A 26,439-nucleotide genomic window follows, 5' to 3' on the forward strand; every position below is an offset into this window, starting at 1 on the left:
TCTCGTCAAAAAAATCCCGCTCAGTGGTTAGGACCGCAAAAGCCCTGTAACCCGGCTCGCCTTTCGTCGGCTCTTTGACAGCGGGGGCTCACTAGACTTACGTCCAATGGGCACCACCCCGCTGCCAGCCGACCATGGGGACCGAAAACAACATGGCCGATCCTATATATAGATATATATAGTTCGGCGTAGCGATACGGTCAGTGTCATGAGCAAAAAGGACGCCTACAGTCAGGCGGGCAGAACGGCAGTACTGCAGAACATCCAGGGCACCTTGCAGTTCCTGCAGCGCTTCCCGCCGTTCAACCAGATGGAGCAGAGCCACCTGGCCTTTCTGGTGGAACAATGCCAGCTGCGCTTCTATGCCAGCGGCGAAAGCATCATCAAACCCACGGACGGGCCGGTCGAGCATTTCTACATCGTCAAGCAGGGCCGTGTGGTCGGCGAGCGCCAGCACCTGGTCAAGCCTGGGGTGGAAACCACCTTCGAAATCACCGGTGGCGAATGCTTCCCGCTGGCGGCGCTGCTCGGCGAGCGGGCGACACGCACCGAACACCTGGCCGGTGAAGACACCTTTTGCCTGCAACTGAACAAAGCTGCGTTCATCCGCGTATTCTCGATGTCGGAAGTGTTTCGAGATTTTGCACTGCGCGGGGTCAGCAGCCTGCTCGACCAAGTCAATCAGCAGGTACGTCAACGTGCAGTGGAAACCCTCGGCACCCAATACTCACTGAATACCCCGCTGGGCGAACTGGCCATGCGTCACCCGGTGGTCTGCGCGCCGGATACACCCTTGCGCGAGGCGGTGCGGCTGATGCATGAACAGCAGGTCGGCAGCATCGTCGTGGTCAACCCGCAGCGCTACCCGGTGGGCATCTTCACCCTGCGCGACCTGCGCCAGGTGGTGGCTGCCGCCGATGCCGACCTCGGTGCACCGATCGAACAGCACATGACCGCCAGGCCGTTCTACCTCAGCCCACAGGCCAGCGCCTTCGATGCGGCCATGGCGATGACCGAACGGCATATCGCCCACGTCTGCCTGGTGGACAACCAGCGCCTGTGTGGCGTGGTGTCCGAGCGTGACCTGTTCTCCCTGCAGCGGGTCGACCTGGTTCACCTGGCGCGTACCATCCGCCATGCGCCACGCCTCGATTCGCTGGTGCAGCTGCGTGGCGAGATCGGCCAACTGGTCGAGCGCATGCTCGCCCATGGCGCCTCCTCGACGCAGATCACCCAGATCATCACCCTGCTCAACGACCACACGGTGTGCCGGGTGATCGAGCTGGCCATTGCCGAACGTGGCGACCCCGGCGTGCCCTTCAGCTGGCTGTGCTTCGGCAGCGAAGGGCGCCGCGAGCAGACCCTGCACACCGACCAGGACAACGGCATACTCTTCGAAGCCGCCGACGACACCGAAGCCGAGGCCATTCGCGCACGCCTGCTGCCCTTGGCGCAGTACATCAACCAGTGCCTGGCCCAGTGCGGTTTCACCCTGTGCAAGGGCAACGTCATGGCCGGCAACCCCGAGCTGTGCCTGTCACGCGTACAGTGGGCACGGCGCTTTGCCGGTTTCGTGCGCGAGGCCAGCCCGGAGAACCTGTTGGGTTCGAGCATCTACTTCGACCTGCGCGTGGTCTGGGGCAATGAACAGGGCTGTGAACAACTGCGCCGGCAGCTGCTGGAGCAGGTGGCGGACAACCGCATCTTCCAGCGCATGCTGGCCGACAACGCCCTGCGCCAGCGCCCGCCGGTGGGCCGCCTGCGCGAGTTCGTGCTGACCCGCCAGGGCAACGACAAGGCCGCCACCCTCGACCTCAAGGTTCAGGGCCTGACGCCCTTCGTCGATGGCGCCCGGCTGCTGGCACTGGCCAATGGCATTGGCGCCTGCAACACCCTGGAGCGCCTGCGCCAGCTGGTCGACAAGGGGGTCATCGAGGCGCTTGATGGCGCCGCCTATGAAGAGGCCTACCACTTCATCCAGCAAACCCGCATGCAGCAGCACCAGCGCCAGACCCGTGACAACCTGCCGTACTCCAACCGCCTCGATCCGGACAGCCTCAACCATCTGGACCGGCGCATCCTGCGCGAATCCCTGCGCCAGGCCCAGCGCCTGCAGAGCAGCCTGGCCCTGCGGTATCAGTTATGAGCCTGTTCGCCTGGCTGCGCCCTGCTGCCCCGATGCTGGACGATGCCTTGCGCCAACGCCTGGCGCGGTTGCCCAAGGCCAAGCCATTGGGTGTGTGCCCCTTGCGCGAGCAGCGCTGGGTGGTGCTCGACCTGGAAACCAGCGGCCTGAACCCCAATCGCGACCAGGTGCTGTCGATCGGCGCGGTGGCCATCGAGGACGGTGCCATCGATTTTGCCCAGCAGTTCGAGCGCACCCTGCACCGCCCTGAACAGAAAACCAACGCCAGCGTGCTGATCCACGGGCTCGGGCCGAGTGCCCTGGCTGCTGGCTGCGCCCCGGCCGAAGCCTTGCTCGACCTGCTCGAATTCATCGGCGACAGCCCGGTGCTGGCGTTCCATGCGCCGTTCGACCAGCGCATGCTTGCCCGTGCCTTGAAGGAGAGCCTGGGCCATCGCTTGCAGCTGCCCTTCCTCGACGTGGCGGAACTGGCGCCAATGCTCAACCCCGACACCGTGTTGCGCGAGGCCGGGCTGGACGACTGGGTGGCACGCTTCGGCCTGCAGGTGGATGAGCGTCACCATGCCAGCGCCGATGCACAGGTCACGGCAGAGCTGGCGCTGATCCTGTTCAGCCAGGCCCGGCGCCAGCAGCTCGACAGCCCGTTGCAGTTGGAGCAACGACTGCGGGGGTGGCGCAGGCGCGCAATGCATAACCACGGCCTTTAGATAATCTCTGGCCTCTTCGCGGGCAAGCCCGCTCCCACAGGTAATGCGTAGCTTTCAAGGTTGGCAAAATCCCCGTGGGGGCAACTGTCTTGCTCAATTTCCAGAATCTGGCGCGATCACTGTGGGAGCGGGCTTGCCCGCGAAGAGGCCGGCCCAGGGAACACACCTTGGATGATGGCCATCCGATAAGCGTCCATTGCACCTCACCCTCCGCCTCTGTAACAATCGCGAATAATTATCGTTAGTTAATGCATTCGTTCCGGGGGGACGCTGCGTGTCTTCTGCCAACAGCCCACACGCCGAATTGGTCGGTTCGCTGTACCGCGACCATCGCGGCTGGCTGCTCGCCTGGCTGCAACGCAGCATGGCCTGCCGTCAGCGTGCCGAAGACCTGAGCCAGGACACCTTCGTGCGCCTGCTCGGCCGCGAGCAGCTGGACACCCCGCGCGAACCGCGCGCCTTCCTCGCCGCCGTGGCCAAGGGCCTGATGTTCGACCACTTCCGCCGCACGGCGCTGGAACAGGCCTACCTGGCCGAGCTGGCGTTGGTCCCCGAAGCCGAACATCCCTCCCCGGAAACCCAGCACCTGATCCTCGAAGACCTCAAGGCCATCGACCGCCTGCTCGGCAAGCTGTCGAGCAAGGCTCGCGTGGCATTCCTGCACAACCGCCTGGATGGCATGGGCCACGCCGAAATCGCCGAACGCCTGGGCGTATCGGTATCGCGCGTGCGCCAGTACATCGCCCAGGGCATGCGCCAGTGCTACGTGGCCCTGTACGGGGAACCGACGTGAACAACACACCGGTTTCGTCGCAGGTGCTGGAAGCCGCCATTGCCTGGAAAATGAGCCTGGACGATGGCAGTGGCACGCCTGACGAACGCACCGAATTCATCCGCTGGCACGCCGCCAGCGAAGAACATGCCCGCGCCTGGCGCCAGCTTGGCGCCCTCGATCAACGCGTCAGCGCTGCTGCCGGCCCGGCTCGCCAGGCCCTGCTGCAATCGCGCGCCGGTTTGCGACGGCGCATCGGCAAAGTGGGTGGCGGGCTGGCCGGGATGTTCCTGCTCGGTTCGCTGCTGGCCTGGGTCGGTGCTCCGTCACTGGCGCCCAGCTACTGGCTGGCCGATCAGCGTACCGCCACGGGCGAACTGCGCACCTTGCGCCTGGAAGACGGCACGCTGCTGAGCCTGAACACCCACACTGCCGTCGACATCGACTACCAGGGCGAGCAACGCCTGATCGTGCTGCATCAGGGCGAAATTTCGGTCGAGACCGGCCATGACGACCCTCGCCCGCTACTGGTACGTACTGACGATGGCCGCCTGCGGCCACTGGGCACGCGCTTCCTGGTACGCCGGGAAGACAAGGGCACGCGCCTGGAAGTGCTGCAATCGTCGGTCGCTGCCATGCCACACAACAGCGGTGACGAACAGGTCCTGCGCGAAGGCCAGCAAGTGCTGATGAACGGCAATGGCCTGGGCCACATAGGCCCGGTGCAAGCCGGGGCCGACGCCTGGACTCGCGGCATGCTGGTGGTCGACAACGTGCGCCTGGCTGACCTGCTGAAGCAACTGGGCCATTACCGCAGCGGCCACCTGGGTGTAGCCGATGAAGTGGCCGACCTGCGCGTGACCGGCAGCTTCCCGCTGACCGACACCGACCTGGCCCTGGCCTCGCTGGTGCCGGCCCTGCCGGTGAAGATCGAGCGGCATACACCGTGGTGGGTGACTGTCGTTCCCAAGTAGACCTGTACCGACCTCTTCGCGGGCAAGCCCGCTCCCACTGGATTTCCGCAGCCCTTAAATCTGCGGCGCACCTGTGGGAGCGGGCTTGCCCGCGAAAGGGCCGGTGCAGGAAAAAGCCAGATTCAAATAATTCTCACTTTTTTTCCGATTCCCCCTGTCACTTCTGGAATCTCGCTCGGCAAGGAAGCAGTTAGCACTTATCCGTCGAGGAACCGCTGCATGTCCCGTGCCGTTGATCGTATCCTGCGTCCCAGCCTGATGACCCTGGCCATCGCCATGGCTATGCCCTTGTCCAGCACCGCCCTGTTCGCTGCCGAACAGTCCGCACCGCGCGCCTACAACCTGCCCGCCGCGCCTCTGGCCACCACCCTGAACCAGATCGCCAGCCAGTCGGGCATCGCCCTGGCCATCGATCCGGCGCTGGTCAGCGGCCGTACCTCGGCCCCGGTCAATGGCCAGTACAACGGCCTCGGCGCCCTGCAGGCGGCCTTGCTGGGCACCGGGTTGCAACTGCAACAGAGCAGCGTCGGCAGCTATAGTCTGGTCGCCGTGCCGGATGGCGCCCTGGCACTGCCGGAAACCACCGTGAACGCCGTCAGCGCTGCCGAAAGCGCCTGGGGCCCGGTCGATGGCTACCTGGCCAAACGCACCGCTGCCGGCACCAAGACTGACACCGCGCTGGTCGAAGTCCCGCGCTCGATCTCCGTGGCCACCCGCCAGCAGATGAGCGACCGTGGCGTGCACAGCCTCGACGACGCCGTGAAATATATGCCGGGCATCGTCTCCGCCAGTTTCGGCAGCGACACCCGCTACGACTGGATGCGCGTACGCGGTTTCGAGCCGACCCAGTTCCTCGACGGCCTGCCGCTGCCACGTGGCGTGTATGCCAACCCCAAAGCCGAAACCTGGAACCTCGACCGCCTGGCCCTGCTGCGTGGCCCGGCTTCCTCGCTGTATGGCCAGACCCCTCCTGGCGGCCTGCTCGACATGGTCAGCCGTCGCCCACAGGCCGAAAGCGCCCACGAGATCGAACTGCAGTACGGCAGCGACAACCACCGCCAGATCAACTTCGCCAGCACCGGCAAGATCGATGACCAGGGCCAATTCCTGTACAGCGTCAGCGGCGTGATCCGCGATGGCGGCACGCAGATCGACCATATCGACGACAAACGCTACAACATCGCCCCAAGCCTGACCTGGAACATCGACGACGATACCTCGCTGACCCTGCTGACCCAGTTCACCCGCGACGATACCGGCGCCACCAGCCAGTTCCGGCCGATTCAGGGCACCAAGCTCGACATGCCGTTCGGCAAGATCTCCCATCACAAGAACCTGGGTGACCCGGATTACGAGTTTTACGACCGCACCTACTACGCGCTCGGGTACGCCTTCGAACATCGCATCAACGATGTCTGGCAGTTCCGTCAGAACCTGCGCTACACCAAGACAGACTTGGCGTTCCAGACCATCACCCCCGGCAGCTATAACCCAACCACGCCACCGGTGAAGGACGATGGCACCGTCAGCCGCATGTCCACCAACACCGATGAAGACATCAGCCAGTTCGCGGTGGACAACAACTTCCAGGCCGACTTTGCCACCGGCGACGTGACCCACACTCTGCTGCTCGGCCTGGACCACCAGCGCGTCAACACCAACTATTTGTCGATCTTCGACTTCAATGTGCCGGACAGTAACGTCGTCAATCCTGTTTACGGGGTGCCCATCACCCGTCCCGATCGCTCCACGGCGTTCTACGACTACGACCAGAAGACCCGTCAGACCGGCGTGTACGTCCAGGACCAGATGGCACTCGGCAACTGGCGCCTGACCCTGGGCGGTCGTGAAGACTGGGTGCACACCAGCACCAAGTTCCTCAACCAGGGTGATGCCACCAACACCCAACGTGACAAGAAATTCAGCGGCAACGCAGCCATCAGCTACGTGTTCGACTCGGGCTTCGTGCCGTACCTGTCGTATGCCGAGTCGTTCCAGCCATCCAGCAATGCCGCCGTGTCGGCCACCGAGTCGTTCAAGCCGACCGAAGGCAAGCAGTGGGAGTTGGGCGTCAAGTACCAGCCACCGGGCTCCAACACCCTGCTGTCGGCAGCCGTGTATGACCTGACGCAGAAAAACGTTTCGGTCACCAACAACGTGGGCGGTGTGACCGTCACCAGCCAGACCGGCGAAGTGAAAGTCCATGGCCTTGAGCTGGAAGCAGTCTCCGACGTCACCGAGAACCTCAAGCTGACCGCCGCCTATACCTTGGCCAAATCGGAAGTGCAGGACGGCCTGTACAAGGGCAACCGGCTGCAGCTGATGCCCAACCAGCAAGCCTCGCTGTGGGCCGACTACACCTGGCACAGCGGTGTGCTCGACGGCTTCGGCATCGGCGGTGGCGCGCGCTATACCGGCAACACTTACGGCGACCAGGCCAACACCTACCTGGGCAAGGCCAACGCCTATACCGTATTCGATGCCTCGGTGCACTACGACCTCGGTCGCCTGAGCACCAGCCTCAAGGGCGCGTCGGTGGCGGTCAATGCCACCAACCTGTTCAACAAGGACTACATCTCCACCTGCGACAGCTACTACTGCTACTACGGCGACGAGCGCAGCGTCGTTGCCAGCGCTTCCTACAAGTTCTGAGTGAGCGGGGGCCGCGTCGCGGCCCCACGGTCCAACAGACAAAATTCGGTACCGTGATGAAAAGCCCAACCATCCGCCGCTGGTCGGTGATCCACACCTGGAGCAGCCTGGTCTGCACGGTGTTCATGCTGTTGCTGGCGCTGACCGGCCTGCCGCTGATCTTCCACCACGAACTCGAACACCTGCTCGGCGATGCCCCGCAACTGCGCGAGATGCCCGCCGGCACCCCGCAACTGGACCTGCAGCAGCTGGTCATCAAGGCCGAGCAACACCGTCCCGGCGAGGTCGTGCAGTACTTCGGCTTCGACGAGGACGAGCCCAACGGCGTGCTGGCGATCACCGCCGCCACTGCCGGCACCGAGCCCAATTCGTCACACACCTTCATGCTCGACGCCCGCACCGGCGAAGCCGTGGCCATGCCTGCCGCCAACGGCGGCTTCATGATGCTCATGCTGCGCCTGCACGTGGACATGTTCGCCGGCCTGCCCGGCAAGCTGCTGCTGGCGTTCATGGGGGTTCTGTTCATCGTCGCGATCGTCTCCGGTACCGTGCTCTACGCACCGTTCATGCGCCGCCTGGGCTTCGCCACCGTGCGCCACGACAAGTCCCGCCGCCTGCGCTGGCTCGACCTGCACAACCTGATTGGCGTGGTCACCCTGGCCTGGGCGCTGACGGTGGGTGTCACCGGGGTGATCAGTGCGCTCTCCGACCTGGTCATCGCCGCCTGGCGCAACGATAGCCTGGCGGCGATGGTCGCCCCCTATCGCGACGCCCCGCCACTCACCGAACGCGCCAGCGCCACCCACCTGCTGACGATCGCCGAACGCGCAGTGCCCGGCATGCGCCCGGACTTCATTGCCTTCCCTGGCACGCGCTTCTCCAGTGAGCACCACTATGCCGTGTTCATGAAGGGCGCCACGCACCTGACTTCGCACCTGTTGACCCCCGTGCTGGTCGATGCCCGCACACTGGAGGTGACTGCCGTGGGCGAACGCCCCTGGTACATGGACGCCATGGGCCTGTCGCAACCGCTGCACTTCGGTGACTATGGCGGCCGGCCGATGCAGATCCTCTGGGCAGTACTCGATGTGCTGACCCTCATCGTGCTCGGCAGCGGCCTTTACCTGTGGTGGGGCAAGCAGCGCAAGCACCGGGAGGCACGCGCATGACCCACAAGTCGCAAGCCACCGCGCGGGTCTTTGCCTGGCCACTGCTGATCGCCGTGCTCGGCGCGCTGGGGCTGTTCGCCGCGTTGCTCGGCGATGGCGGGTGGGACGCGCTTTCCTGGCTGGGCCTGGGTATCCCGGCCTGGCTGTCGATACGCGGCCTTTGCCGACGCTGAGGTAGCCGGCTAACACAACCACAAGGATTCACTCCCGCACCATCGTCCGCCTTCACACCCGGAGACGGACCATGACCGCACAGACCCGCTTCCAGACCCTGGACAGCAGACTGGAAGCTCTTCTGCCCCCCATCGACGGCGTCGAACCTAGCCTGGACATCGTCGTCGAACAGCTTTGGCCGAACCTCTCGATCACTGCACGCACACTGTATTTCGGCACGCATCACCTGCTGCAGCTCGTGGGTTTCCACCTGTTCGACGGCGGCACGTTTCGCTTGCCCAACGGTAGCCAGCCGCGTCATGCCAGCTACCCGGTGCTCAATTTGCCGGTAGATTTCGCCAGCCATATCGACCGCTTCTGCAAGACCATTCGCCAAGACCTGCATGCCCGCCTGGCCAGCTACTGGCTGGAGCGCGACAGCAAAGGACTGACCCGTCTGATTCGACTGGCCTCCCATTACCGAGACCAGCTGGATGCGGAGATTCGCCTGCGCAGCACCGACCAGACCCTGTTGCCAGGGCATGCACAGCTGCTCAGGACCTGCCTTGAGCTGCCGCGCCCCTGGCAGCGTCGGCACCTGCCTGTCACATCGCGGCCGCAAACCTATCGCCTGCTCCTTGCCAGCACCGCCCCTAACTGGCGCTGCCATGTGCCTGGTTTTCTTGTGCTCACCGAACAAGGGCCCGAAGGGCGCCTGCTGGAACACGACGAGCCCGTCGGCCTGGCGCTACTGTGCAGTGTCACCCATGGCATAGAAGCCTTCGACGGCCTCGCCGAACTCCATGCAGAGGTCTGCGAGCGACTGGAGGATCCGCTGCAAAGCGGGCATCTGCTGGCCATGATGGTCGAGCCTGGCAACCAGCAGCAGGCCCGACAGGCCGAACGCCTGCGCTATGACTGGTACACCGAGGACCCTGCCGAGTTCCTGGCCTTCGCCATACGCGACGCGCAAACCAGCCACCTGACTCATGCCTGGCAACAGGCCTGGGAACAGGGACAACAGCGCAGTATCGAACAGCTGGATTCGGCCCTGGCCAGAGCCCTGGACATCAGGCAAACCGTTGGCAGCCGCGGCCCAATGGCCAATCGCTATGGGCTGCTACTCGAAAAACACCTGCCAAACTGGCTGCGCACAACCTCGCGCCAAGGCGTCACGCACATCATGCAGGCCATGCAGGAACAAGTGGTCGCCATTCAGGCGGCCAGTGCGCCCGGTATTCTCACCCTAGAGCAGTTCCGCCAGCAGCACAGCTTGCTGAACTGGGTCAACGAGCGCCTGCGCGAATACTTGCAACGAGACCCAGGCCTGGATTACGACCCACGGGACATCTCCATCAGCGTCACGCTTGCCCGCCAGACAGGACCAATCGTGAACCCGCTGCCGGTCGGCGGTACCAGTGGCTACGTGCCGGTCGCCAGCAGACCACAGGTCGGTGACACTATCGAAGTGATCCGCCACACCTACAGGCTCGATGAGCTGGCCTTGCTGAACATTGCCTGGTTCGACGTGGATTACTGGCTGACTGCCCGCGTATACCTGAACGATGACCAACCGCTACCTGCCCTGACACCGCAACGGGTCAAGGACATCGTACGGCGGCTGAATGCTGGCAGTGGCTATCAGGCCTACCTGCGCACCCAGCTGCTGGATTCGCCTGAGGGCCGCTGGCGCCGGGCGGCGCATGGGCAGATCACCCGCACGCGCATGAATGCCGAAGCCGTCAAGGCGCGCTATGCCAGGCACTTCCTGCCTGACACGTTCGAGCAAGGGTATGGCTGGGCCAGCACGGTGATCAGCGCGCCCGACAGCAATAACCGCCCGCACTACAACGAGCAGCAAGTCATTGCGCAGCAGCTGCTGGTACAGGGGGATACACTGCTGGGCGTGTTGCTGCTGGTTTCACCCGAAAATTCGAAACGCATCGTGCTGTACTGCCCGGATGTACCTGACCGCCGCTTCTGGCGCGAGTACCACGACACCAAAGCGCTGATCCTCGCTGCCCGCAGTGACTCGAGCTTTCAGGACTACCTGACCGGGCGCTTGCCACAGGCCAGCGGCAAGCTGCTCGGCGCGCGGCTGAAAAAAGGCCGGATCGGCGCAATCGTCACGCGCCAGACCATCACCGGCAACCTGTTCGAGGCGCTGTACCGGGCAGAAGTCAAAAGCCTGATCGCGCAAACCGACACCGCAACCCGCAGCAACGAAGAACTGCTGGGTGAGTTCTCGGTCAACGTGCTCCGGCTGGTGCTGGACCTCGTCACCTTCGTCCTGCCACAGCGGGCACTGCTCGCACTGGCGTTCGGCCGCATGGCGATCTCGATCTGGGATGGCTTCGAGGCGTTCGATCAGGACGACCATGCCGGTGCCCTGCACCATGCCGTGGCCGCCCTCGGCCATGCCTCCGCAGGCCTCAACGAAATGGCGGGTTCCAGCCTCATGCGCCGCGCAATGCGCGGGCTGCCGAAGCCACCACCGGTACCGTTGCCGCAGCGCTACCAAGTGGTACCCGACGTCGGCAGGCTGCGCTACCGGATTGACTCGGTACATGGCGAAGCAGTCTATGAACAGTTGTCGGTCAACCCGGGCCTGAGCCAGTACTTCGTGCGCGACAACCAGGGCCACTATTTCAATGTGAGCTTTGACGGCAGCCGCTGGCGCGCCACCGACCCTGACCAGCCTTATGCGTACCTGAAGCTACCGATCACGCGCAGCCAGAGCGGCGGCTGGATCGTCGATTCAGCTGTGCATTGGCATGAGGGGTTGCCCGATATCGCGCAGCTGCTTGGCCAATGCCGGCTGGAGCCGCGCCTGGAAGGCGTTGCCGATGAGCACGAGAACAATCTGTTCAACCATGGCAGCACGTTGTACCTGCAGCTGCTGAGCCACCAGCTGCCGGTACGCCGCCACTTGCTGCCCGGGCACTACCACCTGGTCTTGCCCGCCGGGCTCAGCGGCACAGTACCCGCCTGGGCAGTCCTGCGCCGCGAACACGACGTATGGCAGATCCGCGTGCGCCAGCCCGGTCGCGGCAGCGACTGGCTGGCCCTGCCAGAGGATTACTCGCCGAGCCGAGGCAACAGCCTGTCCAAGCGCTGATGCAGGGCGCTGCCACTCGGCCAGTTGCGCAGCAAGCGCGCCCGGTCACGCGCGTAGGCCGGCGCGAAGCTGAGCTGGGTGGCGTGCTGGCACATGGCATCGAGGTCGATCAGTGACCACTGGCCGTTGTGCCAGAACAGGTTGTGGCCCTTGAAGTCGCCATGGCTGATGCGCTCGCGAATCAATTGCTGCATCACGTGGACCAGGGCATCGACCTGCTCTTCCGGTGCGTCGCCGTTCTCCACGTAGGGCGCGAAGCAGGCGGTCAGGTCCGGGCCATCGACAAACTCGGTGACCAGGTAGGCACGGCTGCGCAAGCCCATCACTCGCTGTTCCAGCACCGCCAGCGGGCGTGGCGTGGCGATGTCGAGAAACTCCAGGCGCAGCCCTTCGATCCAGGAGTGCCAGGCCCGGCTCGGGCGCCAGAAGCGCTTGAACCAGTGCGCGGTGTTCTTGATGTTGTAGCGCTTGAGCACGAGTTGGCGCCCGTTCACCTCGATGCGCGCCACGCTGGCCGCGCCACCGGTCTTGTACAGGTGGCCCTTGTCGATCAGCGTATCGGCTTGCTCCAGGACCGGCAGCATGGCGCCCACCTCACTGCGGCGAATCGCGCGCAGGCCTGACAGGCTGCGCTCGACGCTGAACAGGCTGCACTCGCGACCGGCCTTTTCCAGGTAGTCCTTCTGCCGCCAGTTGCGCACCTTGTCCACCTGCTTCTGCAGCGCTTCCATCGGCAGCGCATGCTCGGCGTTGGCCAACAGGTAGTGCACCAGCAGCTCTTCGATGAACGGCTCCAGGCGTTTGGGCAACTGGGCGAAGAACACTCCGAGGTTTTCCAGTACACGGGGCCGCGACAACTGCTGGCCGGGCGTCTCGGCCTTGATGCCGGCACCGTCGATCAGGTACAGCTTGCCGCCATGGCGCAGCAGGTTGTCCAGGTGCAGGTCTTCCTGCCACAGGCCATGCGCATGCATCTGTGCCACAGCGGTGAGTGCTTCACCCAGTACCAGGTGCTGCTCGTCAGCCAGCACCGGCAGGCTTTCTACCGAAGCCCAGGCATCGGCCAGGCTTTCGGCGCCATCGAGGAATTCGAACAGCAGCCAGCCGCCCTCACCTTCCTTGAGGCCGTCGGCGAGCAGCTGCGGCGTGGTCAGGCCTTCTTTGGTCAGCAGCTTCACGCCATCCAGTTCACGCTGGAAATGCCGTGCAGCGCTGCCGCCGACGAGCAGCTTGGCCAGCACCGGGGTGCCGCGCCAGATGCCGGCACCGACATAACGCTGGCCGGGCAGTACCCGCAACAGGCTGAGCAGTTGCAGGTCAGCCGTGCCGGCGGCGTCGGCCAAGGTAATGCTCAATGGCAGAGACGGGCTGCGCCCGGCGTCTTTGAGTTCGGACAAACGCATCAGCGGGCCTCTTTTTCACGACGGCGTTGCGTCAGGCGTTGCAGCCAGGTACCGACCAGGGCGCTGTCGGCAGGCTGCTGCAGGTAGGCGGCCAGCAGCTGGCGTACCTCCGCCTCGCTCCAGGCACGGGCACGGCGCAGCAGCGGCTCCAGATCGCGCAGGCGGTCACGCATGCCAAACAGCAGCGGCCGGGTCTTTTCCAGGTCGATCAGCTGCGCTTCCCAGCCATCGCGGCGTTGACGCAGGAAGATGTGCTTGGGATAGAAGCAGCCGTGCACCTGGCCGGCACCGTGCAGGGTGCGCGCCAGCTGGCCGCACGCCTTGAGGATGCCCGCCCGGGCGTCATCGGCGAGCTGCGGCCACTGGGCCAGCAGCCCCTCCAGGTCGCTCCATTCGTCCAGCGCACGGGTCATCAGGATCGCCCGGTGCTGGCCGTTCTGCTTGCGCTCGCCGTAGAACACGGCCTGCAAGGCCGGGATGCGCAGCTTCTGGTAGCGGCTGATATTGCGGAATTCGCGGGCGAAGGTCGGTTCGCCAAACGGCCGGTGCAAGGTGCGGGTCAGGTAATCGCTCTGGCGCTTGAGGTAATAGCCCTTGCCTTCAAGTTCCAGGCGGTAAACGCTGCTCCAGCCGCCGCGGCCAGTGTTGGGTTCGTCCACGGCGTCGAGCTGCAGCGCCCACAGCGCTTCGAAGTCGTTCAGGCCATGGCGTTTGAGCAGCGCGACGTCCGCGCTGGCCAGGTAATCGGTCATTCCCTTCCCTCGAAGAAGCTCAGCACCTGACGAATGCGCCGTTTGTCGCGCACATTCAGGCGCTGACGCCCACGGTACTGCAGGTAGAAGCGCAGGCGCTGGGTCGCCGACAGGTGATATTTGGCCACCTTGTCCAGGCATGCCAGGTCTTTGATCATGCGGTGGCGCCACATGAAGCCGCGCCAGAAGTCGCCGGTCGGGCAGTCGATGAAGAATAGCGTGCCCATGTCATCGACCAGCAGGTTGCGCCACTTCAGGTCGTTGTGAGCGAAACGGTGTTCATGCATCACCCGGGTGTGGCGCGCCAGCTGGCGGCTCAGCTTGTCGACCCAGGCGCGGTCGGCCAGGCGCGGGTCATTGCGCTCGGCCAAGGCCGAGAGGTCTTCGGTGCGTGGCAGTTCGCGGGTGATCATCGCGCCTCGGCCAAAGGCCAGGCCTTTACGTTCAAGGCCCCAGGCCACCACTTCGGCAGTGGGAATTTCCCACTTGGCGAACTGCTTGAGGTTCTGCCATTCGGCCTTGATGCGTGGCCGGCCCAGGTAGCGGCGCATGTGCTTGCCGGCGCCGGTGTAGCGCTTGACGTAGTAGTTGACTCCGTCACGCTCGATGCGGATGACCTCGCTGAGCGGGTCACGCGTGAGGCGTTCGCCCTTGAGGGCAAAGACCGCATCAAGGCTGCCGAAGTCCGACGCCAGATGTTCGTAGCCAGGCGCCAGTGTCCAACCCGCCATCAGAGTGCATCCCCATAGCGTTGCTTGCGATCGTAGAGTTTCTGCGCCTTGCGTTCGAGCCAGGCGAGCAGCGCGGCCTCCTCGGCCAGAACCTGGCGCAACGGGCGCTGGAAATAACCGCGCAGGAAGCGCAGCTTGTCGCGTTGGGTCAGGCCGATATCCAGCGCCGAGAAGTACAGCGCGGCCAGGTCCTTGTCGCGCCAGCGCCGGCTGATTTTCGCCCGGGTCTGCGCGCGATGCAGGTCGATCACCGACAGTTTGAAGTCTTCCGGCGTCACCGGCCGGTCAGTGTGCAGCAGGAAATGGCAAATGTAGCAGTCGCGGTGGTTGACCCCGGCGCGGTGCATGCCACCGGTCATCTTCGCCACTTCAGCGATCAGCGCGTGCTTCAGGCGTGGCTCGGGCGGATGCTTGACCCAGTCGATGCTGAAGTCTTCCAGGCTGATGGTCGGCGCCAGCTCTTCGGTGATGATGAACGAGTGCTGGCTGGCCGGGTTGCTGCCACGCTCGCCATAGGCGACGGCGGTCATGGTCGGCACGCCCACTTCATGCAGGCGCTGGATGGCCTGCCATTCCTGGCCGGCACCGAGTACCGGCAGTTTGGCGGTGAGCAGGTTCTTGAAGATCTCGCCCCAGCCGATGCCGCGGTGGATCTTGACGAAAAAGCCTTCGCCGTCGACCTCGGTACGCAGCGTGCGGCGGCCTTCGAGCTCGCGATAGACCTCGCCTTGCAGCGCTTCCACGGCATCGAAGGCATCACGCCCGGCCCACAGGCGCTTGAAGGGTTCGGCCAATATCAGCTTCATGGGTTCTCCTGCCCCAGGATCACATCGGCAGCACGCTGCGGCATGCTGTACAGGTCGGCGCTGTCGGCAAAGGCCAGGCCATTGCGCGACCAGTCGGCACGGGCCTGCGGGTCTTCGAGCATGCGCTGCAGGTAGCCATTGAGCTGTTCTTGTTCGAACGGCTCATCCAGTACCAGGCCGCTGTCGGCCTCGGCGATGTAATGGGCATAACCACAGACCTTGGACACCAGCACCGGCAGGCCGGCTACCAAAGCCTCGAGCAGCACCGTGCCGGTGTTCTCGTTGTAGGCCGGGTGGATCAGCAGGTCGGCGCCCAGCAGGAAGCGCGGGATGTCGCTGCGGCCCTTGAGGAACTGCACCTGCTCGCCCAGGCCCAGTGTGGCGCTCTGCAGCTGGAAGACCTTGGGGTCGTCCTGGCCGATGACCATCAATTTCGTGCGCTTGCGCAGCGCCGAAGGCAGCGCGGCCAGGGCCTTGAGGCTGCGGTCGACGCCCTTGGTCTTGAAGCCCGAACCGATCTGCACCAGCAGCAGGTCGTCATCGCCCAGGTTGAATTCCTTGCGGAACTCGGCGCGGATTTCGGCGGCATTGGTCGGCGCGCGGCGGTCCTGGGAGATGCCTGGCGGCAGCAGGTGGAAACGTTCCACGGGGGTGCCGTAGTGCTTGATGAACAGCGGCTGCTGCACTTCGGAAATCATCAGTACTTCGGTGCGCGCGTCCTTGGCGAACACGGCCCGCTCGTACTCGGCGAAGTGCCGGTAACGGCCCCAGCGGCGGTACAGGCCGCCACGCAGGGTCTGTGCCTTGTCTTCGAAGCAGCCGTCGGCGGCGTAGTACACGTCCAGCCCCGGCATCTTGTTGAAGCCGATCAGGCGGTCGACCGGGCGCTTGGCCAGGTCCGCTTCCATCCAGGCACTGAGTTTCTCGTTGCGCCGGTGGTTGAAGATCGCCTTGACCGGCGCCACCAGTACCTCGAAGCCCGGCGGAATGTCACCCTCCCAGATCAGCGTGTACACGCGGATCTGGTGGCCCCGCTTCTGGCACTCCAGGGCAATGCGCATGAAGTCGCGCTGCAGCCCGCCGAAGGGGAAGTATTTGTAAAGCACGAAAGCCAGTTGCATCAAAGAACATCCTCAGCCAGCAGCAGCGCGCTCAGGCGGCTCGCTACATGCTCGGGATTCAGGCGAGTGAAGCACAGCGGCCACTCGCGTTTCAGATCGAACCGGCGCTGGTCGTCAGCGCTCGGTTTGTAGGTGCACTTTTTCTGCAGGCACGGTGCACAAGGGAAATCGCTGGCCTGGTGGACCTGCACGCGGCCGTAGGCACCGGTCAGGCCCGGGTTGGTCGGGCCGAACAGCGAAATGGTCGGCACATCCAGCGCTGCAGCCAGGTGGCCGAGGCCGGTATCCACCGCCACACAGGCCTTGGCCGCCGCCAGCACACGGGCGACGCCGGCAAGGTTCAATTTGGGGAGCACCTGGCAGTTGTTCAAGCCCTGGGCGATGCGCTCGGCGCGAGCCTTCTCGGCCGGGTTGCCCCACGGCAGGCGCACCTGCAGCTTGCGCCGGCCCAGGCGCTCGGCCAGTTCGCGCCAGTAGGCTTCGGGCCAGTGCTTGGTCGCCCAGGTCGTGCCGTGCAGGAACACCACGTAAGGCGCAGCCGGCGGCAGTTGCAGGCGGTCGAGGTCGAGGCCGTAGTGGCCGATGCCTTCCGGCAGGTCGTAGGCCAGGGCCATGGCGAACAGCTGGCGCACACGTTCAACGGCGTGCTGGCCGACAGCAACCGACAGCGGCCGGTCATAGAAGCGGCTGGCCCAGCCTTCACGGGCCGAGTATCGGTCCAGGCCGGCGACCGGCGCCTTGACATAGCGGGTCAGCCAGGCCGACTTGACCAGGCCCTGGGCATCGATCACCAGGTCATACTTGCGCTCGCGAACGCGCTGCTTGAACGCCTTCCACTCGCCACTCTTGATGGTCTGCCAGATATTCTTGCGCCAGCGGCGGATCGCCACCGGGATGACCTGGTCGACCGCCGGGTGCCAGCTGGGGATCTCGGCGAAGCCTTCTTCCACCACCCAGTCGAAGCGGATGCCCGGGATGGCGTGGGCGGCGTCGGTAAGCGCCGGCAGGGTGTGGATCACGTCACCCAGCGACGAGGTCTTGATGATCAGTACCCGCACTTAGTCGACCTCGGCCACGGTATCGATCAGGTTCGGACCACCCAGGCTGTGCAGGGCGGCGATGACTTTGCCGGGCTCGAGCAGGCGCAGGCAGTTGTAATGGCCGAAGCGGCAGGTGCGGTCGAAACATGGGCTGCACTCGATGCCGGTGCGCACCACTTCCACCTGTTCGGCCAGTGGCGGCGTGAAGCCTGGCGAGGTGGAGCCGTACACCGCGACCAGCGGGCGGTTCAGCGCGGCAGCCACGTGCATCAGGCCGGAATCGTTGGAGACCACGGCATCGGCGCAGGACATCAGGTCGATGGCCTCGGCCAGCGAGGTTTCGCCCGCCAGGTTGTAAGACTCTTCACGCAAGCCCGGGATCAGGCGATCGCGGATCTGCTCGCCAACCGGGTGATCGTTCTTCGAGCCGAACAGCCACACCTGCCAGCCTTGGCGGATCATCGCATCGGCCACGGCGGCATAGTGCTCGCTCGGCCAGCGCTTGGCCTCGCCGAATTCGGCGCCTGGGCACAACGCCAGCACCGGGCGGTCCAGCGCCAGGCCAAACTTGGCCATTGCGGCTTCACGGCTGTGCGCTTCGATCTGCAGGCTCGGCCGCGGATACGGCTGCGGCAGCTCGGCACCGGGCGCGTAGGCCAGGGCCATGAAGCGCTCGATCATCAGCGGGTAACGGGCTTTGTCCAGCTTGCGCACGTCATTGAGCAGGCCGAAACGCATTTCGCCGCGCCAACCGGTGCGCTTGGGGATGCCGGCAAAGAACGGCACCAGCGCCGACTTCAGCGAGTTGGGCAGCAGAATGGCCTGGTCGTACTGGCCGGCCAGGGACTTGCCGATGCGCCGCCGCGTGGCCAGCTCCAGCGCGCCGTGGCCGAGCGGGAAGCTCAAGGCCTGGCGCACTTCGGGCATGCGTTCGAGGATCGGCCGGCTCCACTCGGGCGCCAGCACGTCGATCACGCAGTCGGGGTGCTGCTGTTTCAGGCACTGGAACAGGGTCTGCGCCATCACCATGTCGCCGACCCAGCTGGGGCCAATGATCAGTATTCTCATGCTTAGTCCAGAAACGCTCAGGGAGGCTACAGGCTGCATACAGCCTGGCCTCCCCTCTTTATATTCAGGCTATGTGGCGGACAGTGTACCACTCGCATGGCCCCTTCGCGGGCAAGTCGGGGCGCCGAACCGCCGCTCCCACAGGTATCGCACAGCCCCTGTGGGAGCGGGCTTGCCCGCGAAGAAGCCAACGCGGTATCAGCTCAGGCCCAATTCACCCCAGATCCGCCGCACTTCGCGGCGCTCATCGGCAAACTGCGCCGCATCGATCACCCCGGCCTGCTTCTGCAGGGCCTGGCGGTGCGACGCCGAGCGGAACGCCTTGTACACTTCACGCAACAGCACCGCGTCACTGGCCGGCATCAATCCTGCCTGCTCCAGCTCTTCCAGAATGCGGATGTTATCGGTCCATCGGAGTATGGCCGGGTGCTCGTGAGACCAGGCCAAAGCGGCGTATTGCACCATAAATTCGATATCGACGATACCGCCGGCATCCTGCTTGATATCGAACGCCACACCGGCATCGAAGGCATTGGCCGCGGTACCGGCGGCCGTGGCCTTGGTGCCGAGGTTGTCGCGCATCTTGGCGCGCATCTCGCTCACTTCGCTGCGCAACTTGCCCAGGTCGCGTGCCTGGCCCAGGACCTTGGCCCGCACGCCCTCGAACGCCGTCGCCACCTGTTTGCAGCCTACCAGCACACGGGCGCGTACCAGAGCCTGATGCTCCCAGGTCCAGGCCTCGCTCTGCTGGTAGCGTTCGAATGCCCCCAGCGAGCTGACCAGCAGCCCCGCCGCGCCGGACGGGCGCAGGCGCATGTCGACATCGTACAGCTGGCCGGAGTTGGTCTGGGTGGTCAGCAGGTGGATGATGCGCTGGCCCAGGCGGGTGAAGAACTGTGCACTGTCGATCGGCTTGGCGCCGTCGGTTTCCGCTTGCGGGTCGCCATCATGGATGAACACCAGGTCCAGGTCCGAACCATGGCCCAGTTCCAGGCCACCGACCTTGCCATAGCCGATGATGATGAAGCCCGGGTCGCACAGGCTGCCGTCGCTGCGCTTGGGCTGACCATGGCGGGCCACGGTCTGGCGCCAGGCCAGGGCCAGCACCTGATCGAGAATGGCTTCGGCCAGCCAGGTCAGGTAGTCGCTGACTTTCATCAACGGCAGGTTGCCGCTGATTTCCGACGCCGCCACACGCAGGCTGTGGGCCAGCTTGAAGTGGCGCAGCGCTTCCATCTGCTGTTCCAGGTCGTCCTCGGGGATGCGCGTCAGCCGCTCGCGCAATTCGGCGGCCAGCTCCGGCGCCAGCGGCGGGCTGAACAGGCGCCCTTCGTTGAGCAGCTCATCGAGCAGTAACGGGTAGCGGGCGATCTGCTCGGCGATCCACGGGCTGGCCGCGCACAGGGTCAGCAAACGCCGCAGGGCACCTGGGTTTTCGGTGAGCAGCACCAGATAGGCCGAACGCCGCGCCACGGCTTCGACCAGCGGTAGCACGCGCTCCAGCACCAGGTCCGGGTTGTCGTGCTCCACGGCCTGGGCCAGCAAGCGTGGAATAAAGGCGTCAAGGCGCTCGCGGCCAATGCGCTGCATCGAGCGCAGCTGCGGGCTGGCGCGCAGCCCGGCCAGGCGGCGCAGGGCTTCGGCCGGCTGCTTGAAGCCGGCCTCTTCCAGCTGGCGACCCGCAGCATCTTCATCCTGGGCCTGTTCCCACAGCGGCGACCACTCGCCGCCCACCACCAGCTCGCCTTCGCCTTCGTCTTCATCCGGGTCGGCAATAACCTGGCGGAAGTGCCAGTCGACCCGACCGCGCCAGTACATCAGTTGATCGTGGAAGCTCTGCCAGTCGGCAAAGCCGAGGATATAGGCGACACGCTCACGGTCGAGCTCGCTGTCTGGCAGCATCTGCGTCTGGCGGTCGGCGATAGCCTGGATGGCGTGCTCGGTGTAACGCAGGAACTCATACCCTTCGCGCAACTCTGCCACCACTGCCGGCGGCAGGTAACCCTGGCCTTCCAGGGTCGCCAGCACCTTGAGCAGCGGCCGCTGCTGCAGGCTCAGGTCACGCCCGCCGTGGATCAGCTGGAAGGCCTGAGCGATGAACTCGACCTCACGGATACCCCCCGCACCGAGCTTGATATTGTCGGCCATGCCCTTGCGCCGCACTTCCTGCTGGATCAGCTGCTTCATGGTGCGCAGCGCTTCGATCGCCGAGAAGTCCAGGTAGCGCCGGTATACGAATGGCCGCAGCATTTCCTGCAGTTGCGCGCCCGCCGCCTGGTCACCGGCCACTACCCGCGCCTTGATCATCGCGTAGCGTTCCCAGTCGCGGCCCTGGTCCTGGTAGTACTGCTCCAGCGCATTGAAGCTGAGCACCAGGGCGCCGGCCGAGCCGTAGGGGCGCAGGCGCATGTCGACGCGGAACACGAAGCCGTCGACGGTGACCGGGTCCAGCGCCTTGATCAGGCGCTGGCCCAGGCGGGTGAAGAACTCCTGGTTTTCCAGCGAGCGCTTGACCCCTTCGGTTTCGCCACCTTCGGGGAAGGCAAAGATCAGGTCGATGTCCGACGACAGGTTCAGTTCCACCGCGCCCAGCTTGCCCATGCCCAGCACCACCATGTGCTGCGGCTGGCCGCTGCGGTTGCCGATCGGCGTGCCGAACTGCTGGCAGTGGCGCGGGTACAGCCACTGGTAGGCTTCATCGATGGCGGCATCAGCGAGGTCGGACAGGTCGCGGCAGGTCTCGCCCAGCTCGGCCTGACGGGTGATGTCGCGCCAGATGATGCGCAGTTGCTGGCGGTTGCGCTCGCGGCGCAGGTTGCGCGCCAGCTCGTCCTCGCTCTGCGCGGCCTGGGCTGCGGCGGCAATTTGCCCGCGCAGCTCGCCCGGGGCGTAACGGCGGTCCAGTTCACCGCTGGCGATCAGGGCAAACAGCATGGCCGGCTCACGCTGGGCCAGGCCAAGCACGAAGTCACTGGCAGCGGCTACCTGATCGAACTGTTGCCGGTGCAGCGGGGTCCAGGTTTGCAGGTCGAGCTCAGCGCGGCCTGCCACGGCATCGTTGAGAAACTGCTGGTTGCGAACGACCAGCGGTTGCAGGGAAGCAGGCAGTTCGAGCGGCAAAGGTAGGCGCATGGTCTATCCTTGATCGGCGTGAAATGGAGGGGAAAAAGCGGCCAAGAGGGAGCCGGACCACGGTTGGACTGTCATACAAAAGTTGGAAATAGCTGAAAAAAACGAATCATTGGCAAGAAACATCAAGATCCACCCGTTCGCTGCACACCGCCAACCAACATGAACGTTTTTCCTCACAAGCCAAGGTGCGACCAAACGTCGCATTTGTGTAGTTTTACTACTACCCATGACGTGCAAAAGCATGAAATGCCGAAGCAAATGTAGTAAAACTACACGGCGCCGGGAGACACCCCGGTAATCCAAGAATTCACGACGTCTGCCCATAAGGCCAGTCGCAAACTCAGGCCCCCGATTCTGGTGGCCTTTCCGCCCTGGAGCAAGCCATGCAAGACCTCGATCCAATCGAAACCCAGGAATGGCTGGATGCCCTGGAGTCGGTCCTCGACAAAGAAGGCGAAGACCGCGCTCATTACCTGATGACCCGCATGGGCGAGCTGGCCACCCGCAGTGGCTCTCAGCTGCCGTACGCAATCACCACGCCATACCGCAACACCATCCCTGTCACCCACGAAGCACGCATGCCTGGCGACCTGTTCATGGAACGCCGCATTCGCTCGATGGTGCGTTGGAACGCGCTGGCCATGGTGATGCGCACCAACCTGAAGGACTCGGACCTGGGCGGCCACATCTCCAGCTTCGCTTCCAGTGCCACCCTGTACGACATCGGTTTCAACTACTTCTTCCAGGCACCGACCGAAGAACATGGCGGCGACCTGATCTTCTTCCAGGGCCACGCATCGCCAGGCGTCTACGCCCGTGCCTTCATGGAAGGGCGCATCAACGAAGACCAGATGAACAACTTCCGCCAGGAAGTGGACGGCAACGGCCTGTCTTCGTACCCGCACCCATGGCTGATGCCTGACTTCTGGCAGTTCCCGACCGTTTCGATGGGTCTGGGCCCGATCCAGGCCATCTACCAGGCACGCTTCATGAAGTACCTGGAAGCCCGTGGCTTCATCCCGGCCGGCAAGCAGAAGGTCTGGTGCTTCATGGGCGACGGCGAGTGCGACGAGCCGGAATCCCTGGGTGCAATCGCCCTGGCTGGCCGCGAGAAGCTGGACAACCTGATCTTCGTCATCAACTGCAACCTGCAGCGCCTCGACGGCCCGGTTCGCGGCAACGGCAAGATCATCCAGGAACTCGAAGGCGTGTTCCGTGGCGGTGGCTGGAACGTCAACAAGGTCGTCTGGGGCCGCTTCTGGGACCCACTGTTCGCCAAGGACACCAACGGTGCCCTGCAGCGCCGCATGGACGAAGTCATCGACGGCGAGTACCAGAACTACAAAGCCAAAGACGGCGCGTACGTTCGTGAGAACTTCTTCAACACCCCAGAGCTCAAGGCCATGGTCGAAGACCTGTCCGACGACGAGATCTGGAAGCTCAACCGTGGCGGCCACGACCCGTACAAGGTCTACGCGGCGTACCACCAGGCTGTGAACCACAAGGACCAGCCGACCGTCATCCTGGCCAAGACCATCAAGGGTTACGGTACCGGTGCCGGCGAAGCCAAGAACACCGCGCACAACACCAAGAAGGTCGACGTCGACAGCCTGCGTCACTTCCGTGACCGCTTCGACATCCCGGTCAAGGATGCCGACCTGGAGAACCTGCCGTTCTTCAAGCCGGAAGAAGGTTCTGCCGAAGCCAAGTACCTGGCCGAGCGCCGTGCTGCCCTGGGCGGCTTCGTGCCTCAGCGCCGTGCCAAGAGCTTCAGCGTGCCGACCCCGCCACTGGAAACGCTGAAAGCGATCCTGGACGGTTCGGGCGACCGCGAAATCTCCACCACCATGGCCTTCGTGCGCATCCTGGCGCAGCTGGTAAAGGACAAGGACATCGGCCAGCGCATCGTCCCGATCATTCCGGACGAAGCCCGTACCTTCGGTATGGAAGGCATGTTCCGTCAGCTGGGCATCTACTCGTCGGTCGGCCAGCTCTACGAGCCAGTCGATAAAGACCAGGTGATGTTCTACCGCGAAGACAAGAAGGGCCAGATCCTCGAGGAAGGCATCAACGAAGCCGGCGCCATGTCGTCGTTCATCGCTGCCGGTACCTCGTACAGCTGCCACAACCAGCCGATGCTGCCGTTCTACATCTTCTACTCGATGTTCGGCTTCCAGCGCATTGGCGACCTGGCCTGGGCCGCCGGCGACAGCCGTACCCGTGGCTTCCTGATCGGCGGTACCGCCGGCCGTACCACCCTCAACGGTGAAGGCCTGCAGCACGAAGACGGTCACAGCCACATGATGGCGGGCACCATCCCGAACTGCCGCACCTACGATCCGACCTACGGCTACGAGCTGGCGGTGATCATCCAGGACGGCATGAAGAAGATGACCGAAGAGCAACAGGACATCTTCTACTACATCACCGTGATGAACGAATCCTACCAGCAGCCAGCCATGCCGGCCGGTGTCGAGGAAGGCATCATCAAGGGCATGTACCTGCTGGAAGAAGACACCCGCGAAGCCGCGCACCACGTACAGCTGATGGGCTCCGGCACCATCCTGCGTGAAGTCCGCGAAGCGGCGAAGATCCTGCGTGAAGAGTTCAACGTCGGCGCCGACGTCTGGAGCGTCACCAGCTTCAACGAACTGCGTCGCGACGGCCTGGCCGTGGAGCGCGCCAACCGCCTGAAGCCTGGCCAGAAGCCACAGCAGACTTACGTCGAGCAGTGCCTGAACGGTCGCAAAGGTCCGGTCATCGCCTCTACCGACTACATGAAGCTGTTCGCCGAGCAGATTCGCCAGTGGGTACCGAGCAAAGAGTTCAAGGTCCTGGGTACCGACGGTTACGGTCGCAGCGACAGCCGCAAGAAGCTGCGTCACTTCTTCGAAGTCGACCGCCACTTCGTGGTGCTGGCTGCCCTGGAAGCCCTGGCTGACCGCGGCGAGATCGAACCCAAGGTTGTGGCTGACGCCATCGTCAAGTTCGGCATCGACCCGGACAAGCGCAACCCACTGGACTGCTGAGGAGTATTTTTAAGTGAGCGAACTCATTCGCGTACCTGACATCGGCAGCGGTGAAGGTGAAATCATCGAGCTGTTCGTCAAGGTCGGTGATCGTATCGAGGCTGATCAGAGCCTGCTGACCCTGGAGTCCGACAAGGCCTCCATGGAGATCCCGGCCCCCAAGGCCGGCGTGATCAAGGAACTGAAGGTCAAGCTGGGCGACCGCCTGAAAGAAGGCGACGAGCTGCTGGTCCTGGAAGCCGAGGGCGCCGCAGCTGCGGCCCCTGAGGCTCCGGCTCCTGCTGCTGCTCCAGCGCCTGCCGCCGAAGCAGCCCCTGCCCCAGCAGCAGCGCCGGCTGCCGCCAGCGTGCAGGACATCCACGTACCGGACATCGGTTCGTCGGGCAAGGCCAAGATCATCGAAGTGCTGGTCAAGGTCGGCGACACCGTCGAAGCCGACCAGTCGCTGATTACCCTGGAGTCTGACAAGGCTTCCATGGAAATCCCTTCGCCGGCTGCCGGCGTGGTCGAAGAAGTCCTGTGCAAGCTGGAAGACGAAGTCGGCACTGGCGACCTGATCTTCAAGCTGAAAGTTGCTGGCGCTGCGCCTGCTGCCGCTCCGGCACCTGCCGCTGCTGCCCCGGCCAAGGCTGAGGCTGCTCCGGCCGCCGCACCTGCCGCTGCCGCCCCGGCTGCAGCTCCAGCTCCGGTCGCTACCGCACCGGCTGCCGGCAGCAACGCCAAGGTTCACGCCGGCCCGGCAGTTCGCCAGCTGGCCCGTGAATTCGGCGTCGACCTGGGCGCAGTTGCCGCCACCGGTCCACACGGCCGTATCCTGAAAGAAGACGTGCAGGTCTACGTCAAGGCGATGATGCAGAAGGCCAAAGAAGCACCAGCCGCCGCTGGCGCAACCGGTGGCGCTGGCATCCCGCCAATCCCTGCCGTTGACTTCAGCAAGTTCGGTGAAGTGGAAGAAGTGGCCCTGACCCGCCTGATGCAGGTCGGTGCCGCCAACCTGCACCGCAGCTGGCTGAACGTGCCGCACGTGACCCAGTTCGACTCCGCCGACATCACCGAGCTGGAAGCCTTCCGCGTTGCGCAGAAGGCCGTGGCCGAGAAGGCTGGCGTCAAGCTGACCGTGCTGCCACTGCTGCTCAAGGCCTGCGCCTTCCTGCTCAAGGAACTGCCGGACTTCAACAGCTCGCTGGCGCCAAGCGGCAAGGCCATCATCCGCAAGAAGTACGTGCACATCGGCTTCGCCGTGGACACCCCGGACGGCCTGCTGGTCCCTGTGATCAAGAACGTCGACCAGAAGAGCCTGCTGCAACTGGCTGCCGAAGCCGCTGCACTGGCCGAGAAGGCGCGCACCAAGAAGCTCTCGGCCGACGAGATGCAAGGTGCCTGCTTCACCATCTCCAGCCTCGGTCACATTGGCGGCACCGGCTTCACGCCGATCGTCAATGCACCGGAAGTGGCAATCCTGGGCGTCTCCAAGGCGACCATGCAGCCCGTCTGGGATGGCAAGGCCTTCCAGCCGAAGCTGATGCTGCCACTGTCGCTGTCCTACGATCACCGTGTGATCAACGGCGCTGCCGCCGCGCGCTTCACCAAGCGCCTGGGCGACGTGCTGGGCGATATCCGCACCATGCTGCTGTAAGGCGGCACACTGCCCCTCCTTGCGGGGGGC

Annotated in this window: 18 protein-coding genes; 10 read left to right on the forward strand and 8 right to left on the reverse strand. The window is 64.4% G+C overall.

What is annotated here, in order from left to right; genetic code table 11:
* Window positions 1-208: 208 nt before the first annotated feature.
* The 8 genes from ACIPZ5_RS03795 to ACIPZ5_RS03830 all read left to right on the forward strand — a co-directional run bounded on the left by ACIPZ5_RS03795 (window position 209) and on the right by ACIPZ5_RS03830 (window position 11,691).
* Window positions 209-2,146 (forward strand): putative nucleotidyltransferase substrate binding domain-containing protein, encoded by a 1,938-nt coding sequence (locus ACIPZ5_RS03795; RefSeq protein ID WP_400806784.1) that lies wholly within the window; start codon window positions 209-211, stop codon window positions 2,144-2,146.
* Window positions 2,143-2,853: a 3'-5' exonuclease gene (locus ACIPZ5_RS03800; protein ID WP_343594308.1), complete on the forward strand. Its 711-nt coding sequence runs from the start codon at window positions 2,143-2,145 to the stop codon at window positions 2,851-2,853. The genes ACIPZ5_RS03795 and ACIPZ5_RS03800 overlap by 4 nt, the downstream gene beginning before the upstream one ends.
* A gap of 274 nt (window positions 2,854-3,127) precedes the next feature.
* Window positions 3,128-3,646, forward strand: a complete 519-nt coding sequence (locus ACIPZ5_RS03805) for an RNA polymerase sigma factor (protein ID WP_400806787.1) — start codon at window positions 3,128-3,130, stop codon at window positions 3,644-3,646.
* Window positions 3,643-4,599 carry a FecR domain-containing protein gene (locus ACIPZ5_RS03810; protein WP_400806790.1) on the forward strand — a complete coding sequence of 319 codons (957 nt, stop codon included), beginning with the start codon at window positions 3,643-3,645 and terminating at the stop codon, window positions 4,597-4,599. The genes ACIPZ5_RS03805 and ACIPZ5_RS03810 overlap by 4 nt, the downstream gene beginning before the upstream one ends.
* Before the next feature lie 219 nt (window positions 4,600-4,818).
* Complete coding sequence (locus ACIPZ5_RS03815) at window positions 4,819-7,251, forward strand: TonB-dependent siderophore receptor (RefSeq protein WP_400806793.1); 2,433 nt, start codon at window positions 4,819-4,821, stop codon at window positions 7,249-7,251.
* Between the two features lie 56 nt (window positions 7,252-7,307).
* On the forward strand, window positions 7,308-8,420 hold the full coding sequence (locus ACIPZ5_RS03820; protein WP_400806795.1) for a PepSY-associated TM helix domain-containing protein: 1,113 nt from the start codon (window positions 7,308-7,310) through the stop codon (window positions 8,418-8,420).
* Entirely contained in the window at window positions 8,417-8,593 is a 177-nt protein-coding gene (locus tag ACIPZ5_RS03825; protein WP_343594313.1) for a hypothetical protein, read from the forward strand. Before ACIPZ5_RS03820 ends, ACIPZ5_RS03825 begins: the two co-directional genes overlap by 4 nt.
* A gap of 71 nt (window positions 8,594-8,664) precedes the next feature.
* A complete protein-coding gene (locus ACIPZ5_RS03830; RefSeq protein ID WP_400806798.1) occupies window positions 8,665-11,691 on the forward strand; it encodes a dermonecrotic toxin domain-containing protein in 3,027 nt (1,008 codons plus the stop codon).
* Here the strand turns inward: ACIPZ5_RS03830 and ACIPZ5_RS03835 are convergent.
* The 8 genes from ACIPZ5_RS03835 to glnE all read right to left on the reverse strand — a co-directional run bounded on the left by ACIPZ5_RS03835 (window position 11,652) and on the right by glnE (window position 21,744).
* Entirely contained in the window at window positions 11,652-13,094 is a 1,443-nt protein-coding gene (locus ACIPZ5_RS03835; RefSeq protein ID WP_400806801.1) for a lipopolysaccharide kinase InaA family protein, read from the reverse strand. The genes ACIPZ5_RS03830 and ACIPZ5_RS03835 overlap by 40 nt on opposite strands.
* Entirely contained in the window at window positions 13,094-13,846 is a 753-nt protein-coding gene (locus tag ACIPZ5_RS03840; protein ID WP_400806803.1) for a lipopolysaccharide kinase InaA family protein, read from the reverse strand. Before ACIPZ5_RS03840 ends, ACIPZ5_RS03835 begins: the two co-directional genes overlap by 1 nt.
* The gene (locus ACIPZ5_RS03845; RefSeq protein ID WP_261941851.1) at window positions 13,843-14,577 is read right to left on the reverse strand and encodes a lipopolysaccharide kinase InaA family protein; all 735 of its coding nucleotides are present in this window, start codon (window positions 14,575-14,577) and stop codon (window positions 13,843-13,845) included. Before ACIPZ5_RS03845 ends, ACIPZ5_RS03840 begins: the two co-directional genes overlap by 4 nt.
* Window positions 14,577-15,383, reverse strand: a complete 807-nt coding sequence (gene rfaP, locus ACIPZ5_RS03850; protein ID WP_343594317.1) for a lipopolysaccharide core heptose(I) kinase RfaP — start codon at window positions 15,381-15,383, stop codon at window positions 14,577-14,579. The genes ACIPZ5_RS03845 and rfaP overlap by 1 nt, the downstream gene beginning before the upstream one ends.
* On the reverse strand, window positions 15,380-16,504 hold the full coding sequence (locus ACIPZ5_RS03855; RefSeq protein ID WP_400806806.1) for a glycosyltransferase family 4 protein: 1,125 nt from the start codon (window positions 16,502-16,504) through the stop codon (window positions 15,380-15,382). Before ACIPZ5_RS03855 ends, rfaP begins: the two co-directional genes overlap by 4 nt.
* Window positions 16,504-17,562: a lipopolysaccharide heptosyltransferase I gene (waaC, locus tag ACIPZ5_RS03860; protein WP_400806809.1), complete on the reverse strand. Its 1,059-nt coding sequence runs from the start codon at window positions 17,560-17,562 to the stop codon at window positions 16,504-16,506. The genes ACIPZ5_RS03855 and waaC overlap by 1 nt, the downstream gene beginning before the upstream one ends.
* Entirely contained in the window at window positions 17,563-18,612 is a 1,050-nt protein-coding gene (gene waaF, locus ACIPZ5_RS03865; RefSeq protein WP_085676287.1) for a lipopolysaccharide heptosyltransferase II, read from the reverse strand.
* A gap of 198 nt (window positions 18,613-18,810) precedes the next feature.
* Complete coding sequence (glnE, locus tag ACIPZ5_RS03870; RefSeq protein ID WP_343594318.1) at window positions 18,811-21,744, reverse strand: bifunctional [glutamate--ammonia ligase]-adenylyl-L-tyrosine phosphorylase/[glutamate--ammonia-ligase] adenylyltransferase; 2,934 nt, start codon at window positions 21,742-21,744, stop codon at window positions 18,811-18,813.
* A gap of 383 nt (window positions 21,745-22,127) precedes the next feature.
* Here glnE and aceE point away from each other — a divergent pair, with 383 nt between their 5' ends.
* Both aceE and aceF read left to right on the forward strand, forming a co-directional pair.
* Window positions 22,128-24,773, forward strand: a complete 2,646-nt coding sequence (aceE, locus tag ACIPZ5_RS03875; RefSeq protein WP_261941856.1) for a pyruvate dehydrogenase (acetyl-transferring), homodimeric type — start codon at window positions 22,128-22,130, stop codon at window positions 24,771-24,773.
* A 13-nt stretch (window positions 24,774-24,786) separates the two neighbouring features.
* The gene (gene aceF / locus ACIPZ5_RS03880; protein ID WP_400806814.1) at window positions 24,787-26,409 is read left to right on the forward strand and encodes a dihydrolipoyllysine-residue acetyltransferase; all 1,623 of its coding nucleotides are present in this window, start codon (window positions 24,787-24,789) and stop codon (window positions 26,407-26,409) included.
* Window positions 26,410-26,439 lie beyond the last annotated feature (30 nt).

This window comes from Pseudomonas sp. NPDC089428 (genome assembly GCF_044749325.1).
GTDB lineage: Bacteria > Pseudomonadota > Gammaproteobacteria > Pseudomonadales > Pseudomonadaceae > Aquipseudomonas.